At 63.3% G+C, this 16197-nt stretch carries 15 protein-coding genes; 8 read left to right on the top strand and 7 right to left on the bottom strand.

All coding sequences use genetic code 11. From position 1 onward, the window contains the following. Window positions 1-83: 83 nt before the first annotated feature. Together ku and TMPK1_RS03490 are read left to right on the top strand one after the other, a co-directional pair. Window positions 84-947 (top strand): non-homologous end joining protein Ku, encoded by an 864-nt coding sequence (gene ku / locus TMPK1_RS03495; protein WP_420241474.1) that lies wholly within the window; start codon window positions 84-86, stop codon window positions 945-947. Between the two features lie 108 nt (window positions 948-1055). After that, entirely contained in the window at window positions 1056-1586 is a 531-nt protein-coding gene (locus tag TMPK1_RS03490; RefSeq protein ID WP_420241473.1) for a DUF1993 domain-containing protein, read from the top strand. A 7-nt stretch (window positions 1587-1593) separates the two neighbouring features. Here TMPK1_RS03490 and TMPK1_RS03485 read toward each other — a convergent pair whose 3' ends face one another. The 4 genes from TMPK1_RS03485 to map are packed head-to-tail and all read right to left on the bottom strand — an operon-like array spanning window position 1594 to window position 4417. After that, window positions 1594-2574 (bottom strand): zinc-dependent alcohol dehydrogenase family protein, encoded by a 981-nt coding sequence (locus TMPK1_RS03485; RefSeq protein ID WP_420241472.1) that lies wholly within the window; start codon window positions 2572-2574, stop codon window positions 1594-1596. Continuing rightward, entirely contained in the window at window positions 2571-3029 is a 459-nt protein-coding gene (locus TMPK1_RS03480; RefSeq protein WP_420241471.1) for a nuclear transport factor 2 family protein, read from the bottom strand. The genes TMPK1_RS03485 and TMPK1_RS03480 overlap by 4 nt, the downstream gene beginning before the upstream one ends. 21 nt (window positions 3030-3050) lie before the next feature. Continuing rightward, the gene (locus tag TMPK1_RS03475; protein ID WP_420241470.1) at window positions 3051-3650 is read right to left on the bottom strand and encodes a thioredoxin domain-containing protein; all 600 of its coding nucleotides are present in this window, start codon (window positions 3648-3650) and stop codon (window positions 3051-3053) included. Continuing rightward, on the bottom strand, window positions 3647-4417 hold the full coding sequence (gene map / locus TMPK1_RS03470) for a type I methionyl aminopeptidase (protein WP_420241469.1): 771 nt from the start codon (window positions 4415-4417) through the stop codon (window positions 3647-3649). Before map ends, TMPK1_RS03475 begins: the two co-directional genes overlap by 4 nt. Before the next feature lie 309 nt (window positions 4418-4726). Between map and TMPK1_RS03465 the strand changes: the two genes are divergently transcribed. After that, window positions 4727-5515, top strand: coding sequence for a DUF2306 domain-containing protein (locus tag TMPK1_RS03465; protein ID WP_420241468.1), 789 nt, complete (start codon window positions 4727-4729; stop codon window positions 5513-5515). Window positions 5516-5633: 118 nt separating this feature from the next. Here the strand turns inward: TMPK1_RS03465 and TMPK1_RS03460 are convergent, their stop codons facing one another. Further along, window positions 5634-6551, bottom strand: a complete 918-nt coding sequence (locus TMPK1_RS03460; RefSeq protein WP_420241467.1) for a LysR family transcriptional regulator — start codon at window positions 6549-6551, stop codon at window positions 5634-5636. 143 nt (window positions 6552-6694) lie between these two features. Here TMPK1_RS03460 and TMPK1_RS03455 point away from each other — a divergent pair, with 143 nt between their 5' ends. The 4 genes from TMPK1_RS03455 to TMPK1_RS03440 all read left to right on the top strand — a co-directional run bounded on the left by TMPK1_RS03455 (window position 6695) and on the right by TMPK1_RS03440 (window position 13072). Further along, the gene (locus tag TMPK1_RS03455; protein WP_420241466.1) at window positions 6695-7714 is read left to right on the top strand and encodes an alpha/beta hydrolase; all 1020 of its coding nucleotides are present in this window, start codon (window positions 6695-6697) and stop codon (window positions 7712-7714) included. Window positions 7715-7732: 18 nt separating this feature from the next. Beyond that, window positions 7733-8917 carry an efflux RND transporter periplasmic adaptor subunit gene (locus tag TMPK1_RS03450; RefSeq protein WP_420241464.1) on the top strand — a complete coding sequence of 395 codons (1185 nt, stop codon included), beginning with the start codon at window positions 7733-7735 and terminating at the stop codon, window positions 8915-8917. A 71-nt stretch (window positions 8918-8988) separates the two neighbouring features. After that, a complete protein-coding gene (locus tag TMPK1_RS03445; protein ID WP_420241463.1) occupies window positions 8989-12198 on the top strand; it encodes an efflux RND transporter permease subunit in 3210 nt (1069 codons plus the stop codon). Window positions 12199-12469: 271 nt separating this feature from the next. Beyond that, complete coding sequence (locus TMPK1_RS03440; protein WP_420241462.1) at window positions 12470-13072, top strand: hypothetical protein; 603 nt, start codon at window positions 12470-12472, stop codon at window positions 13070-13072. Here the strand turns inward: TMPK1_RS03440 and TMPK1_RS03435 are convergent, their stop codons facing one another. Both TMPK1_RS03435 and TMPK1_RS03430 read right to left on the bottom strand, forming a co-directional pair. After that, on the bottom strand, window positions 13073-14251 hold the full coding sequence (locus tag TMPK1_RS03435) for a PAS domain S-box protein (RefSeq protein WP_420241461.1): 1179 nt from the start codon (window positions 14249-14251) through the stop codon (window positions 13073-13075). 163 nt (window positions 14252-14414) lie between these two features. Then, window positions 14415-15182 carry an alpha/beta fold hydrolase gene (locus TMPK1_RS03430; protein WP_420241460.1) on the bottom strand — a complete coding sequence of 256 codons (768 nt, stop codon included), beginning with the start codon at window positions 15180-15182 and terminating at the stop codon, window positions 14415-14417. Window positions 15183-15322: 140 nt separating this feature from the next. Here TMPK1_RS03430 and TMPK1_RS03425 point away from each other — a divergent pair, with 140 nt between their 5' ends. Then, window positions 15323-16192, top strand: a complete 870-nt coding sequence (locus tag TMPK1_RS03425) for an MBL fold metallo-hydrolase (RefSeq protein ID WP_420241459.1) — start codon at window positions 15323-15325, stop codon at window positions 16190-16192. Window positions 16193-16197 lie beyond the last annotated feature (5 nt).

Below are 16197 nucleotides of genomic sequence, written 5' to 3'. Positions count from 1 at the left end.
ACCATCGCAGGCCTCTAATCGTTGGCGTAAGCGCGCAAGGCAACCACCGGCCACTTCCGGCGTTCCTCCCCAACGGAGGAACCATGGCAGCAGCAAAACGCACGACCTGGAAAGGTCACCTCAAACTCTCGCTCGTGACCGCACCTGTCCGGCTGGCGCCTGCGACGACCGCGGCCGAGCGGATCCATTTCCACCAGCTCAATTCCGCGACCGGCAACCGGGTCAAGCAGCGGCTCGTCGACGCGACGACCGGCAAGGAGGTCGATCGCGACGACATCGTCAAAGGCTTTGAGGTCTCGAAAGGCCATTATGTCGAGATCACGAACGAAGAGCTGGAGAAAGTCGACGTGCCGACCGCGCACATGATCGACATTGAACGCTTCGTCGATGCCAGCGACGTCAACGAGATTTATCTCGACACGCCCTACTACGTCGTTCCCGACGGCAACGTCGCCGAAGAAGCCTACGGTGTCATTCGCGATGCGATGGCGCAGACGGAGAAAGCCGCGATCGCGCGCGTCACTCTGTCGACGCGGGAACATCCGGTATTGCTCAAAGCATGCGGCAACGGTTTGATTCTCACCACCCTGCGCGACGAGCGTGAAGTGCGGCACGGCAAAGACTACTTTGCCGACATTCCCAAAAAGAAATCCTCCCGCGAATTGCTGAGCGTCGCCACCGACCTGATCAAGCGGCTCGAAGGTCCGTTCGATCCTGGCCTGTTCGAAGACCGCTACCAGGCAGCGTTGCGCAAGCTGGTAAAGACCAAATCCGCCGGCAAGGAGATCCCAGAACCCAAACACGCCGTGCGCGGCGACAACGTGATCGACCTAATGGACGCGCTGAAGCAGAGCCTGGGCAAAGGTGCGGCCGCGAAGAAGGCCACGAAGAAAGCGCCGGCGAAGAAGAAGGCGACTGCGAAAAAGCGCGCTGGTGGGCGGCGGTAGGAAACAGTCTTTTTCCATTCGCGCGTCTCCTGGGCGCGTTGCGGCGAGACATTTCGCTGCACGCGCAACAGGACCGCCCGCGCGGGCTCTTCCAACCAAGGACAAACAATGTCGCTTTCGATGTACGAGGTCACCGTCCCTACGCTGCTGCGTGGGTTCGAGGTTCTGACCAGCTATCTCGACAAAGGCGCCACCTACGCAACCGAGAACAAGATCGATCCAGCGGTCCTGCTCACCGCCCGCCTCTACCCCGACATGCAGCCGCTGTCGGCGCAGATCCAGCGCGCCAGCGACAATGCCAAAGGCGCGATCACGCGCTTGACCGGCGCGCCGACGCCGGGCTTTCCGGACACCGAGACGACCTTCGACGAACTGAAAGAACGCATTGCCAAAACCGCCGCGCTGCTGAAAGACCTGCAGCCGTCGCAATTCGATGGCAGCGACGCGCGGATCGTGGAGATGCGTTTGGGCGGCGCGGTTCGTACGCTGCGCGGCGACACCTACCTGCTGCAGGTGCTGCTGCCGAACTTCTTTTTCCACCTGACCACGGCGCACGACATTCTGCGCCACAACGGGTTGAAGATCGGCAAGCTGGATTATTTCGGCGAGCTGCACTTCCTCGACGCGAAAGCCGCCTGAGCGTCGCTCAAGCGATCGATACGACCAGCTTTCCGTTTGCCGTACGATCGGCGATCGCGTCATACGCGTTCGCCACCGTGTGCAGGTCGAACACACGCGGATCGAGCCGCGGTCGCAGCTTGCCGTCTTCGGCGAGCTGCGCCGCTTCGGCGAGAATGGCGCCGTGATGCTCGCGCCCCTCGCCGGTCAAAAGCGGGATCAAGGTGAAGATGCCGGAATAGGTGCCGTTCTTGAACGATAGCGGCGCCAACGCATGCGTGCCCCAGCCCAGCGCGCTGACGACATGGCCGAACCGTTTCACCGCTTGAAACGACGCATCTAACACCGCGCCGCCCACCGTGTCATAGACCAGATCGAATCCGCGGCCATCCGTGTGCTGCGCGACATAGGCGTCGACATCGTGCTTCGACACATCGATCGGCATCGCGCCCAGCGTGTCGATATAGGCGATGTTGGCGCCGCGATCGGTTGCGTACACGTCGGCACCGAATGCATGCGCGATCTGCACTGCGACATGACCAACGCCGCCGGCGCCGCCCTGCACCAGCACGGTCTGCCCTTCCTGCAGGTTGGCGCGATCGACCAGCCCTTCCCAGGCCGTGATCACAACCAGTGGCAAAGCGGCCGCTTCGCGCATCGAGAGGTTCTTGGGCTTGTGCGCCAGCAAGCGCGCATCGACCGCGGCGTATTCCGCCAAGGTCCCCTGCACGCCGCCGACGCCACCAACCATGCCGTAGACTTCGTCACCGGCGCGAAACGCGGTGACGCCCGCGCCGACCTGCTCGACCACACCCGCGAGATCCATGCCGAGCACGGCGGGCAATGGATGCTTTGCATGCGCGGCGGCACCAGCGCGGATCTTGGTGTCGAGCGGATTGAGGCCGCTGGCATGGATGCGCACCAGCACCTCGCCCGCACCCGCAACCGGCATCGGGATCTCGGTCAGACGAAACGGCGCGTTCGCCTGGTCGAGCAGCAATGCTTTCATTCTTGGACGCGCACGACATGCGCCGACACTGCGCGCCAGGTGCCCGCGCGCTTGACGTAAACATCGGCATAGTCGTTGGCGCTGGTGAAGGGCCCTTGCGGGTTGGTGCCGGCCACATGCGTGATCCCGCGTACCAATGCAACGTCGCCGAACACCAGGATTTTGAGATTGTCCCAGCGGATGCTGGTGATGCTGTTCGCCGGATTGGTCATCCCCTTGAGGATGTCCGCCTTCTTGCGGACCTGCTCGCCGGGATAGATCGCTTCGAACTCATCGGCGAGCACGCTATCGACCGCAGCAACGTCTCGCGTCGTGTAGGCGTTGAGCCAAGTGGCGTTGAGCTTTTCGAGGGCGAGCAAGTCGCCGGCCAAGGACGGCATCGATGCCGACTGCGCAAACGCAGCGGATCCGGCGAGGAAAACGAACAGCGCAGCAAGAGAAGCCAGCTTCTTCACGTTCGAACTCCTTTGCGCCGCTTATTTGCCGGCGCGCTGCGCCAGCAACTTGTCGATCGCAGCCTTCAACTTGTCGTAGTCGGCGCCCGAGATGGGGACACCGTCATTGACGATAAAGGCTGGGATGCCGCTGAACTTGTAGGTCTCGGCTTGCAGGCGCGAATTGAGGATCGAATCCTCGAGTTGTTTGTCGACCAGGCACGCGTCGAGCTGCGCATCCGACAGGCCGGCGAGTTTGGTCTGCTGGCGCAACGCCGCGATCGGGTCTTTCGAGAAGGCCCAGGATTCTTGCGTGCGGAAGAGATGCGCCTTGAGTGGAAAGAACTGCGCCGGCGGCAGGCAGCGCAGCGCGACCGACGTCTTCACCGCAATCTGGTCGAGCGGATAGTCGCGATAGACCAGCCGCACTTTGCCGCTGTCGATATAGTCGGCCTTGAGACGTGGTAGACCTTCGCGCTCGAACAGCGCGCAGGCGGGACAAGTCATCGACGCATATTCGACGACCGTGACCGGCGCCTTCGCGTCGCCCAAGGAACGTTCGGCGAGTTGGTCTTGGGTTGCGGCATGCGCGCTGATCGATAGCGCGACAGCCGCGATTGCGATTGCGATCAACCGCTTCATGCCGCCAACCGCACTTCGTCCGGACGCAAGGTCAAGACGCGCACGCCGTCGTGCGTGACCGCAACCGTATGTTCGAACTGCGCCGAGAGTTTCTTGTCCACTGTGACGACGGTCCATCCATCATCTTCGGTTCGTACCGTTCTGCGTCCCTGGTTCAGCATTGGCTCGATCGTGAAGACCATGCCCGTTTGCAAAGTGAGGCCAGTGCCCGGCTTGCCGTAATGCGGTACTTGCGGCGCTTCGTGCATCTCGCGCCCGATTCCATGGCCGCAATATTCATGCACGACCGAATAGCCGTTGCGCTTGGCATGCCGCTCGATCGCGAAGCCGATGTCGCCAAGCCTGGCACCGGGACGCACCGCGCGAATGCCGTTCCACATCGCCTCGTAGGTGGTGCGCACCAGCCGCTTTGCCGTGGGCGTTACGGTCCCAATGCAGAACGTCTTGCTGGAATCCGCGATGTAGCCGTGCTTTTCGAGCGTGATGTCGAAATTGACGATGTCGCCGTCGCGCAGAATGTCATCGTTCGACGGCACGCCGTGGCAGACGACCTCGTTCTTCGAACTGTTCAGCACGAAGCCATAGCCATACTGCCCTTTGCTGGCCGGCCGCGCGCCGAGCTGATCGACGATGAAGGTTTCGACCAGGTCGTTGACCTGCATCGTGCTCAATCCCGCGAGCGGCTGCGCGTCGAGATAGGCGAATACCGACGCAAGCAAACGCCCCGACTCGGCCAGCAGCTCAATTTCGGCTGGGGTCTTGGTCACGCGGCAGCTCCCCGACAATCGATTGCAGCTGGATTGATATGCGCCGGCCTGAAGCGCAGCAAGCGTCTACGCCGCCCGATTCACCCACTCGTTCTTGCCAAGCGTTTCCGCCGGCCAAAGACGCGCAGTCTATTCGACAGATAGCGATTGGGCGGCCAGGCGATGTGCAGCGGCAGTCGATCAACACGCCAAGCCTGCAGAAGCGGCAAGAAAAATTGCGCGCTGGAGCTGGCCGGTTGACGACTGGATCGAGCGACAGCCCGCTGGTACACCCGGCCGTGACGTTGCCGCGCAGGAGGAGGGATTGCCGTGACCGCCATCGCTGAACGACGACGCTCAGTTTCGCCGCGCGACGACCGCGGCTTTTTCCTTGCCGGCGCCATCGTGATGGCGGTCACGATCGTGGCCGGCTTCACCCTGAACCTGGCGATGGGGAGGTCGGGCTTCGGCGCGCCGCTGCTCGTCCACGCCCACGCCGTCGCCTTCATGGCTTGGGTCGCGATCTATCTGGCGCAGAACATTCTGGTGACGCGTGGCAACATCGCGCTGCATCGCCGGCTGGGCTGGTTCGCCGCCGGTTGGGTGGTTGTGATGCTGGTGTTGGGTTGCGCCATCACGGTGTTCGACATTCGCGTCGTGCACGTGCCGTTCTTTTTCCGCCCGCTGCATTTCCTGGTGTTCAATCCGCTGTCCTTGTTCGCGTTCGCCGGCCTCACCTACGCAGCGATTGCGCTGCGGCGGCGAACCGACTGGCACCGGCGGCTGCATTTCTGCGGCATGGCGATGATGGTTGCGCCGGCGGTCGGAAGGCTGTTGCCGTTGCCGCTGCTGACTCCGTTTGCGTGGGAAGCAACGTTCGCGGTGTGCCTGCTCTTTCCCCTGGCGGGCGTGGTCATGGATCTGCGACGCAGCGGGCACGTGCATCCCGCCTGGTTATACGGCCTCGCCGTCACCTTCGCGGTGCTGGCCGTGACCGAGGCCGTCACCTACAGCCCGATCGGCAAGGCACTGTACCAAGTCGTTGCCGCGGGCTCGAAGGGCGCCGACGTCGCGCCGCTCGCATTCGGCCGCCCACCCGGTCCGCCGCCGGGGCAATAGTTCGGCGTCTGGACGCTCTGCTCCGCCATGACGAGGTCGGCCCAGAAACGTCTGTGCTGCGCGTTCGTCACCAGTCGCGTGGATGCCCGGGCCAAACCCGGAGCCGCGCTGCGCGTGTCTAGCTTGCCCTTCGCACCCACTCGTTCTTGCTGAATGTCTCCGCCACCCAATCGACGAATACGCGCAAGCGGTTCGAGAGATAGCGGTTCGGCGGATAGACGATGTGCATCGGCAAGTTTTCGACGTGCCAATCGGTCAAGACCGGCACAAGCGCGCCGCTTTTCAGATGCTCTTGCACCATGAAACTGGCGGCCTGGATCACGCCCTGCCCGTGCAACGCCGCCGTGACATAGACCTGCGAGTCGTTGACCGCGACAAAGTACCGGCCCTGCACTTCGACGCGTTCGTCGCCTTTCACGAACTCCCACGGATACGGGCGGCCGGTGCGCGCCAAGAGATACGCGACCGTGTAGTGATCCTTGTCGAGATCGCTCGGATGCGTCGGCATGCCATGCTTTTCGATGTAAGACGGCGCGGCGCAGACGGTGAACTGCAGATCGCCAATGCGACGCGCGATCAGACTCTGATCCGACAACTCGCCGCCACGAATGACGCAATCGACATTTTCGCCAATGAGATCGATGGCGCGATCAGTCACCGTGATTTCAAGCTGGATGTCGGGATAGCGTTTGTGAAAGTCGCACAGCACCGGAATCAGAAGATGCGTCGCGATCGGTGTCGACATGTCGACCCGTAGACGACCCTTCGGTGCCGTCTGGCTGCTCGTCATGCTGCCATCCAGCTCGTCGATGTCGCCCAGCAGACGCGTCGCGCGCTCGTAATAGATCGCGCCGTCGGTACTGACGCCCACCCGCCGTGTGGTGCGGTTGAGCAGCTTGGCGCCGACATGGCCTTCGAGCTGCTGCACCAGCTTGGTCAGGCTGGGTTTGGGCACACGCAGGGATTCCGCGGCTTTGGTGAAGCTGCCGGTCTCGACCACCCGCACAAAGGCTCGCATCGCGGAGAGCTGGTCCATGCTCCAGTTAACCCCTGATTGTTAGCGGAGCGGAAATAAAGAAGCTCCGAGAACAGGACTTATTCCGTAGGCAGAAGTAATCCAGCTTCTGCCGCACCGCAACGGAGATTCGTCTCCGCCACATCTGTCCCTCGCCGGATCCCATGTCCAAGCCGTCCACCCTCACCAAAGCCAGCAAGACCGCCACCGGCGGACCTGCGCCTGCGCTCGTGGGCGGCCTGTCCTGGACCGAAGAGATGCTCGACGTTCCCGGCTTCGAAAAGCAGGGCTGGAAGTGCGAAGACCTGCGGCTGCCGCTGCGCGTCTACCGCGCACCGACGACGCCGCGCGGTGCGCCGCTGGTGCTGCATCTACATGGCGGGTCGTTCACCTTCGGCAATCTCGATAACGGCCTGACCGTCGCCTCGGCGTTGGTGCAGGCTGGTGCTGTCGTCGCCGCACTCGCCTATCCGCTGGCGCCCGCGCATCCGTTTCCGGCCGCGCTGCATGCGTCGCAGACCGCGCTCAAATATCTGTTCGAAAAACGCGTCGCACTGGCCGGTCGCGGCACGCGCCTGTTCGTTGCCGGTGAAGAATCCGGCGGCAATCTCGCTGCTGCCGTTGCGATGAAGGCACGCGATTACGGTGGACCGCCGCTTGCGGGCCAGATCCTGCTGTCGCCGATGCTCGATCCGCGCGTCGCAACCCGTTCGGCACGCGACGCTGCGTGCGGTCCGGTCGGTTGCCGCTGGGCCGATGGCTGGAAAGCCTATTGCGACACCGCTGAAAGCGCGGCCCATCCCTACGCATCGCTGGTCAATGCATCGCGTCTGGTCGGTTTGCCGCCGGCGCTGGTGCTGACCGCCACCGACGATCCGATGCGCGACGAAAGCATCGATTATGCCGCGCGTCTCGAAGCCGCCGGCGTCGCCGTGCAGCATCACACCTTCGCGGGCCCAACCAATTTTCCCTGCGCGCTGCTGACTCCGCCGGCTGCGTTCGCCGACATCGCCAAACCCGATGCGCCGGCCGGCCTGCCGTTGCGTCCAGCCACGATTGACGGTGGCGACGCAACAACTGGGTCGCTCGAACCGATTTGGCGCACCACGCTTGCCGACCGGTTCGCCGTTTTCTTTGCCGAATTTCAGGGACGTGCCGCCGCCGGCCGTCTCGCCACTGCCTAACGCCCGAGAGTTACGACGATGAAGCTTCCCAAATCCCGCCTGTTCTGGACTGTCGGCACCGTTTCGGCGCTGGCGCTTGCCGTCTATCTGCACATTCCGCGCGAAGGGTTTGACGCGCACGCCGCGACCCAACCCGCGGCACCGCCGCCGACGCCGGTGTCGGTTGCCACGGTCGAAGCGCGTGACGTTGCGACGTTCGAAGAATTCTCGGGTCGTCTCGAAGCGATCGAGCGCGTCGAAATTCGCGCACGCGTCTCGGGCACGGTCGACAAGGTGCATTTCCGCGAAGGCTCGCTGGTCAAAGCCGGCGACCTGCTGATCACGATCGATCCGGCACCCTACCAGGCCGAGGTCGCGCGTGCCGAAGCGCAACTGTCAGCGGCACAAGCACGCGTCGTACTGACCAAGCGCGAACATGAACGTGCAGTCCAGCTTCCCAACACCGCGATCTCGCAAAGCACGGTCGATCAGCGCGCCAACGCGTATCACGAAGCCGAAGCGAATGTGCGTGCGGCCCAGGCGCAGCTGCAGACCGCCAAGCTCAATCTCGACTGGACGCAAGTGCGCGCACCGGTTGCGGGCAAAGTCGGCAAACTGGAAATCACCACCGGCAATCTGATTGCCGCGGGCCCGGGTGCGCCGGTGCTGACCACGCTCGTATCGGTGAACCCGATCTACGCGTCGTTCGATGCCGACGAACAGCTGGTGCTTCGCACCTTGAAGTCGCTGCCGGCGGGCGCCGACATCAGCCAAATTCCCGTGTTGATGCAGACGGCGCAGGCCGGCGAAATCGAAGGCAAGCTGCAGCTGCTCGACAACCAGGTGAATGTGCGCAGCGGCACGGTGCGCGTGCGCGCCATCTTCAACAACGAGGACGGTCGCCTGATCGCAGGCCAGTTTGCGCGGTTAAAGCTGGGTCAGCCGAAAGCGGAACCGGCTTTGCTGGTCAGCGAACGCGCCATCGGCACCGACCAGAACAAGAAGTTCGTTCTGGTGGTCGGCGACGACAACAAGGCCACGTATCGCGAAGTGACGCTGGGCGCCAATGTCGGCGGCCTGCGCCTGGTGAGCGACGGCTTGAAGCCGGGTGAACGCGTCGTCGTCAACGGCATGCAGCGCGTCCGTCCGGGCGCGGTGGTCGCGCCGACTGCAGTGAACATGGACAAAGCCGAGGCCCCCGCCGCGACGCCGACCAAAGGCTGACCGGCGGGCGCTTCGCCCGCATCCGATTTGACTCTCCATCAGGGAGGCGTGTGCTCCGCACGCTGAACGCTATGAATCTGTCCAAATTCTTCATCGACCGACCGATCTTTGCCGGCGTTCTGTCGGTTCTGATCTTCGTGTCGGGCCTGATCGCGCTGCGCAGCATGCCGATTTCGGAATATCCCGAAGTCGTGCCGCCGCAGGTGATCGTGCGCGCGCAATATCCGGGTGCGAACCCCAAGGTCATCGCCGAAACCGTTGCGACGCCGATCGAAGAACAGATCAACGGCGTCGAGAACATGCTCTACATGAGCAGCCAGGCGACGACCGACGGTCTGATGACCCTGACCGTCACATTCAAGCTCGGCACCGATCCCGATCTTGCGACGCAGTTGGTGCAGAACCGGGTGCAGCGCGCTGAATCGCGCCTGCCCGCCGAAGTTCGCGCGCTGGGCATCACCACGGTCAAAAGCTCAAGCGACCTGACCCTGGTTGTGCATTTGCTGTCGCCCAACGGCCGCTATGACATGACGTATCTGCGCAACTATGCGCTGCTCAACGTCAAAGACCGGCTGACCCGCGTCGAAGGCGTCGGCGAGGTACAGATCTTCGGTGCCGGCGATTACTCGATGCGCATCTGGCTCGATCCGCAGAAGGTTGCCGAACACGGGCTGGCGGCCAGCCAGGTCACCAACGCGATCCGCGAGCAGAACGTGCAGGCCGCAGCCGGCATCGTGGGCGGTTCGCCCAACCTGCCCGGCGTCGACATGCAATTGTCGGTCAACGCGCAAGGCCGTCTGCAGACCGAAGAAGAATTCGGCGACATCATCGTCAATACCTCGCCGACCGGCGCCATCACCTATCTGCGCGACGTGGCGCGGATCGAGCTGGGCGCCTCGGACTATGCGCTTCGCTCGCTGCTGAACAACAAGCAGGCGGTCGCGCTGCCGATCTTTGCGGCACCGGGGTCGAACGCGATTCAGATCGCCGACAATGCCCGCGCGGTGATGGAAGACATCAAGAAAGACATGCCGGAAGGCGTCGAGTACCAGATCGTCTACGACACGACGCAATTCGTGAAAGCGTCGATTGAGGCGGTGGTGCACACGCTGCTCGAAGCGGTGTTGTTGGTCGTGCTGGTGGTGATCATCTTCCTGCAGACCTGGCGTGCCTCGATCATTCCGCTGCTGGCCGTGCCGGTATCGATCATCGGTACCTTCGCGATCATGCATCTCTTCGGTTTCTCGATTAACGCGCTGTCGCTGTTCGGCCTGGTGCTGGCGATCGGCATCGTGGTCGACGACGCGATCGTCGTGGTCGAAAACGTCGAACGCAACATCGAAGCCGGGCGTACGCCGCGCGAAGCGACGTATCGCGCGATGCGCGAAGTGTCGGGCCCGATCATCGCGATCGCGCTGGTGCTGATCGCCGTGTTCGTGCCGCTTGCCTTCATCAGCGGCCTGACCGGCCAGTTCTACAAACAGTTCGCGCTGACGATTGCGATCTCGACCGTGATCTCGGCGGTGAACTCGCTGACTCTGTCGCCGGCGTTGGCAGCGTTGCTGCTGAAAAGCCACGACGCGCCGAAAGACCGTCTGACGCGCGTGATGGACCGCTATCTCGGCTGGCTGTTCCGTCGCTTCAACACCGCGTTCAAGCGCGGGTCGGACGCCTATGGCAGCGGCGTGCAGCGCGCGCTGGGTCGCAAGGCCGTGATGATGGGTCTGTACGCGCTGCTGATCGCAGCCGGTGTCGGCCTGTTCCAGGCGGTACCGGGCGGCTTCGTACCGGCACAGGACAAGCAGTATCTGGTCGGCTTTGCGCAGTTGCCCGACGGCGCCACCTTGGATCGCACCGAGGAAGTGATCCGCAAGATGAGCGAGATCGCGTTGAAGACGCCCGGCGTCGACAATGCGATCGCGTTCCCCGGCCTGTCGATCAACGGTTTCACGAATTCGTCGAATTCGGGAATTGTATTTATGGGCTTGAAATCGTTCGACCAGCGCAAGACCAAGGACCTGTCCGACGTCGCGATCGCGATGTCGCTGAACAAACAGTATAGCCAGATCCAGGAAGCGCTGATTGCGATGTTCCCGCCCCCGCCCGTGCAGGGTCTGGGCACGATCGGCGGTTTCAAATTCGAAATCGAAGACCGTACCGGCCTCGGTTACGAAGCGCTGGACGCGGCGACGAAAGCGTTTCTTGCTAAGGCGCAGACCGCGCCCGAATTGGCAGGCCTGTTCTCGTCGTTCCAGATCAACGTGCCGCAGCTTTATGCCGATATCGACCGGCAGAAAGCGCGTCAGTTGGGCGTTCCGATCACCGAAGTGTTCGACACGCTGCAGATCTATCTGGGCTCGCTCTACGTCAACGACTTCAACAAATTCGGCCGCACCTATTCGGTGCGCGTGCAGGCGGACGCGCAGTATCGCGCCCATGCCGACGATATCGGCCAGTTGAAGGTGAAGTCGCAGAGCGGCGAGATGGTGCCGTTGGCCGCGCTGCTGCGCGTCAAGCAGAGCGCGGGCCCGGAACGCGCGATGCGCTATAACGGCTTTCTCGCAGCCGACGTGAACGGTGGCCCGGCGCCGGGTTACTCGTCGGGTCAGGCACAGGCCGCGGTCGAACGGATCGCTGCCGAGACGTTGCCGAAAGGCGTGCGTCTCGACTGGACCGATCTGACTTACCAGAAAATCCTGGTCGGCAATTCGGGCGTGTGGGTGTTCCCGCTTGCCATGTTGCTGGTGTTCCTGGTGCTGGCGGCCCAGTACGAAAGCCTGACCTTGCCGCTTGCGATCATCATGATCGTGCCGATGGGGCTGCTCGCCGGCATGACGGGCGTGTACCTGACGCACGGCGACAACAACATCTTCACGCAGATCGGCTTGATCGTGCTGGTCGGGTTGTCGGCGAAGAACGCGATCTTGATCGTCGAATTCGCACGCGAACTGGAATTCGCGGGACGAACGCCGGTGAAGGCCGCAATCGAAGCTGCCAAGTTGCGACTGCGCCCGATCTTGATGACGTCGCTTGCGTTCATCATGGGCGTGCTGCCGCTGGTGACGTCGGTCGGCGCCGGTGCCGAGATGCGCCAGGCGATGGGTATCGCAGTCTTCTCGGGCATGATCGGCGTCACCGCCTTCGGTCTGTTCCTGACGCCCGTCTTCTACGTGCTGCTGCGCCGGATGACCGGCAACGCCAAGCTGACTCAGCATGGTGAGGTGCATGATTTCGACGAGCCCGCGAACTCGGACCTCGTGCACGCGGAAGCAGCGGAATGAGCATGCGGCCACACATTGCGGGCGATCCGCGCTTGCGTCACCGACGGCGCTTGAATTGGCGCAGTTGGTTCGGCTGGGTTCACGAATGGAGCGCTTGAACCCGGCTTGAGCGACGGGGCTGTCTCGGCAACGAGGCAGCCCCGTTTCGTTTGGCCCGTTGGTTGGGGCGTCTTCGTGGCGGACGGCGCCGAACGTGGCAATTCACCGACATAGTTGTGCCGCAACTCGAAGCGCGGCATGCACGTTCGTGTTCAGAACCGATGGAGTTCCCGTGAAGTACGCCGCTCTCGTGTGTTTGCTGTTCGCCGCGCCTGCCATGGCGCAGATGCCGCCGCAACAAGGCGCGCCCCAGCAGCAACAGATGCCGCCCAGCATCGGTTACAAACTGACAATGCAGCCGATCGAAACCTGTCATAAGGCGATGATGACGTTGCTGCAGCGCGCGCGCACCGATGCCGCGATCCGTGCCGAGCAGGAACGAACCGAACAGCCCGAAGGCGACACGGTTGATCAGATCGTCAACTTCATGAAGAAGCAGGCGCCCGCATCGACCGCGATGATGGTCGCCAATGGCTGCCCGCCCGATCAGTATGTCAAAATCGGCTTCGCGACCGCAGAAGCCGCGATGGCGTTGCAGATGATCGAGCAGAAAGGCCCGACCAACACGCTGACGCCGATCGCCCGCGAGAACGCGGCCTTCATCAAAGCCAACGCAACCCGCCTGCAGCAGATCGACAGCGAAGCCGACGCCGCCGAAGCAGCCGCCGGCTTGCAAGGCGCCCAGCAAGGTGGGCCGCAAGGCGGCGCGCAGCCGGGCGGTGCAGGCAACTGGACGCCGCCGGGCGGCACGTCACCGGCACCGCAGCGGCGCTGATTACGGCGCTGCCGGCAGGCCGACGAACAGGATCGACGTATCGGGGTGGCGATAGGGGCCGCGCACGCGCATCCCCTCTTCCGCCAAAATCTGTTTCGCCAAAAAAGCGCCGACCGCAACCGCACCGCGTGAGCAGGTACCGTTCGGCGCCTGTGCTTGATCGGTCAGCGCTGCTTCGTCGGGCAGCGGCCCTTCCAGTTCGAGCAACACGTTGCTGCGCATGTTGGCGACGACGCGCAGCTCGAACTGGCTGCCGCTGGGCGCACCGGCAACCATCGCCGACAGAAGATGCATCAACGCACCTTCGGCGCGATGCGAGATCGGCAACGCCTCGTCGAAATCGTCCGGCACGCTGACCGCAAAGCCGATCTTCTCGTTCAAGGTAATCGAATTCACCATCGCCGCAGCCGATTGCATCAAGGCGCGCACGGGCAACAGATTGCCCGAAGGCGGCGGTGACGGATCGCTGGCACGGCGCACCAGTTCCAACATGCCGTCGATGATCGACGTCAGGTTGCGGCTGCTCTCCATGATGTGGCGGACATAGTCCCGATACTGCTCGTTGAGCGCGCCATGCGCTTCGAGCGCCATCAGTTGCGAGAAGCCCAGGATCGCATTTAGCGGCGTACGCAGCTCGTGGCTCGCATGGGCGAGAAACAGCGTCTTGCTGCGCGGTGTCACCGTGCCCGATTCCATCGCCTCGCACAGCCGATCGACCAGTGTCGCGAACTCGGCTTCGGCGCGGGCTCGCGGACGGCAATCATGCACGACCGCACCGAACGTCAGCCCGTCGGCATCGCGCCACCGGGTCAAAGTCAGGCGGATCGGAATTTCCGCGCCGTCACGCGTTGTAGCGATCAGGGCATGCGTTGCGTGGCCGGCCCGCAGATCGCCGCTGTCTGTTGCCCGGCGCAGACCATTGTCATGGGCGGCGCGCAGGCGCGACGGCACCAGCATCGATAGCGGCGAGCCGATCGCTTCTTCGGCGGTCCAGCCGAACATGCGCTCGGCGCCCAAGCTCCAACTGAGAATACGGCCGCCGGCGTCGGCGGTGATGATTCCGTCGGGCGCCTTGCGGATCAGCGCTTCAAGCCGGTCGATCGCACTTTGCGCGTCGGCTTGTGCCTGGCCGGCATAGGCGCCGCCAGGCTGCGCTGCACGCCAGTTATTCCCCGCCATGGCAGCAACGGCGGCGATTCGGTTCCAGACAGTACTGCATGGGGGCCGGCGTATAGCGCGCGTCGCGGCGCCCAGTCCAGACACTACTGTTTGGTTAGGCGCATGACAGATCCGCGCAGCAGGCGCCGCGACGTTTACGTAAGCTGAGAAAGGCCGGCTGGCGTTAGGGCAATGCAGCCAAATGGTCACGCAGCGCGGTCAGAACCTGCGCGGTTTGCTCGCGATGTGGTGAATGTCCGCACGCGGCAAGTTCGAGCCGCTGGACCGGCCCGCGCACGCCCCGCTCGATCCGGTCGAGTTGCGCCATCGTCGCGTATTCATCGTCGACGCCTTGAATCAGCAAGGTTGGAACCGTGATCTGCTGCAGAACCGCTTCAATGTTCCAATCGCGAAAGCGTGGATCGAGCCAGATATCGTTCCAGCCATAAAAGACGTGCGCCGCGTCACGATGATAGCGACCGAGTTTCGGCGCCAGCTCGTCGTAGCGTTCGCGGATCGCGGTGATCCCGTCGATCGTCACTTGTTCGACGAAGACATGTGGTGCTGCCAGCGCGAGACTCGCAATCTGTTGCGCGCGATCGTCCGCGGCTGCCAGCAGCGCGATGGTTGCGCCGTCGCTGTGGCCAAACAGATGGGCGCGTTCGATTTCGAGCGACGCGAACAGTGCCGGCAGCAACGCAGCCTCGCGGTGCATGTAATCGGGATCGCGCGGCGCGGCTCGCAAATCGGAGTCGCCATATCCTTGGCGCGACCAGGCAATCACGGTACGGCCGCACGCCCGCGCAAGGCGCGCGGGAAAGTCGCGCCACATCGCAACCGACCCCAAGCCTTCATGCAGCAACAGGATCGGCAGCGCCGTGCCCGGTTGCGTCCAGCGCGCATACCCAAGGCGCACGCCGTTGAGTGAAAGATGGTTCGAGTCGTCGGTCACGGCGCGAACCTAGCGGTGGACGGACGCACCATCCAAGTCTCGGAGCAATTTTCTGCGCGGTCAGCGCAATAAAGCGCTGCCAGGTCGCTGCCGACTCCCCGCAAAGTCCGACCGTTCTTCGCCGTTCTGCCGGAGGCCCAATGTTCAAACCAATCGCGCTGTCCCTCGCCCTCACCCTGCCTGTGTTGGCAATGCCGCAACTCGCTGCCGCGCAGGCAGAGAAGTTGGCTGGCGACGCCTATGTGCTGATCGGCAAGAGCGGCAATGTCGTGATCGTACCGGGACGTGACGGCGCCTTGCTGATCGACGACGAGCGCGAAACCGACGTCGAAGAGATCAAAGCCGCGGTCAAACAGGTCCAGCCCAACGGCGTCGTTCGCTACGTCATCAATACGCATTGGCATCTCGACCATAGCGGCGGCAACGAAGCGTTTGCGACCGCGGGCGCGACGATCATCGCGCATCGCAATGTACGGGCGCGCAAAAGCACCGAGCAATTCATGAGCGCCTACAACCGGCGCATTCCGACAGCGCCCGCGACGGCCCTGCCGACCGTCGTCTACGACACCTCGCTGGAATTGCATGTCGGCATCGAGACCATCCAGCTACGCCACACGCCGCGCGCCCATACCGACGGCGACACGCTGGTGCGGCTGGAACAGGCCAACGTGCTGCATATGGGCGACGTGTTTTTCAACGGCCTGTTTCCGTTCATCGACCGCGACAGCGGCGGCGATATCAAAGGCCTGATCCAATCGGTCGATGTCGGCTTGGCGATGGCGGATGACAAAACCAAGGTCGTGCCCGCGCACGGCGACATCACCGACAAAGCCGGGCTGCAGGCCTATCGCAACATGCTGAACGACGTCGCGACCAAGGTGCAGGCGATGATCGGCAAGGGAAAAACGATCGAGCAGGTTCGCGAGGCGAAGCTGACCGCCGCCTACAAGCTGGAAGGCAATGGCGAGCGTTTCGTCGACGCGATCTATCAAGGCCTCACGGCCAAGTAGGCTTC

The organism is Roseiterribacter gracilis (assembly GCA_018332375.1).
GTDB lineage: Bacteria > Pseudomonadota > Alphaproteobacteria > BOG-932 > Roseiterribacteraceae > Roseiterribacter > Roseiterribacter gracilis.
Note: the sequence above shows the minus strand (reverse complement) of the source record. Positions and strands in the feature narration are given on the sequence as shown.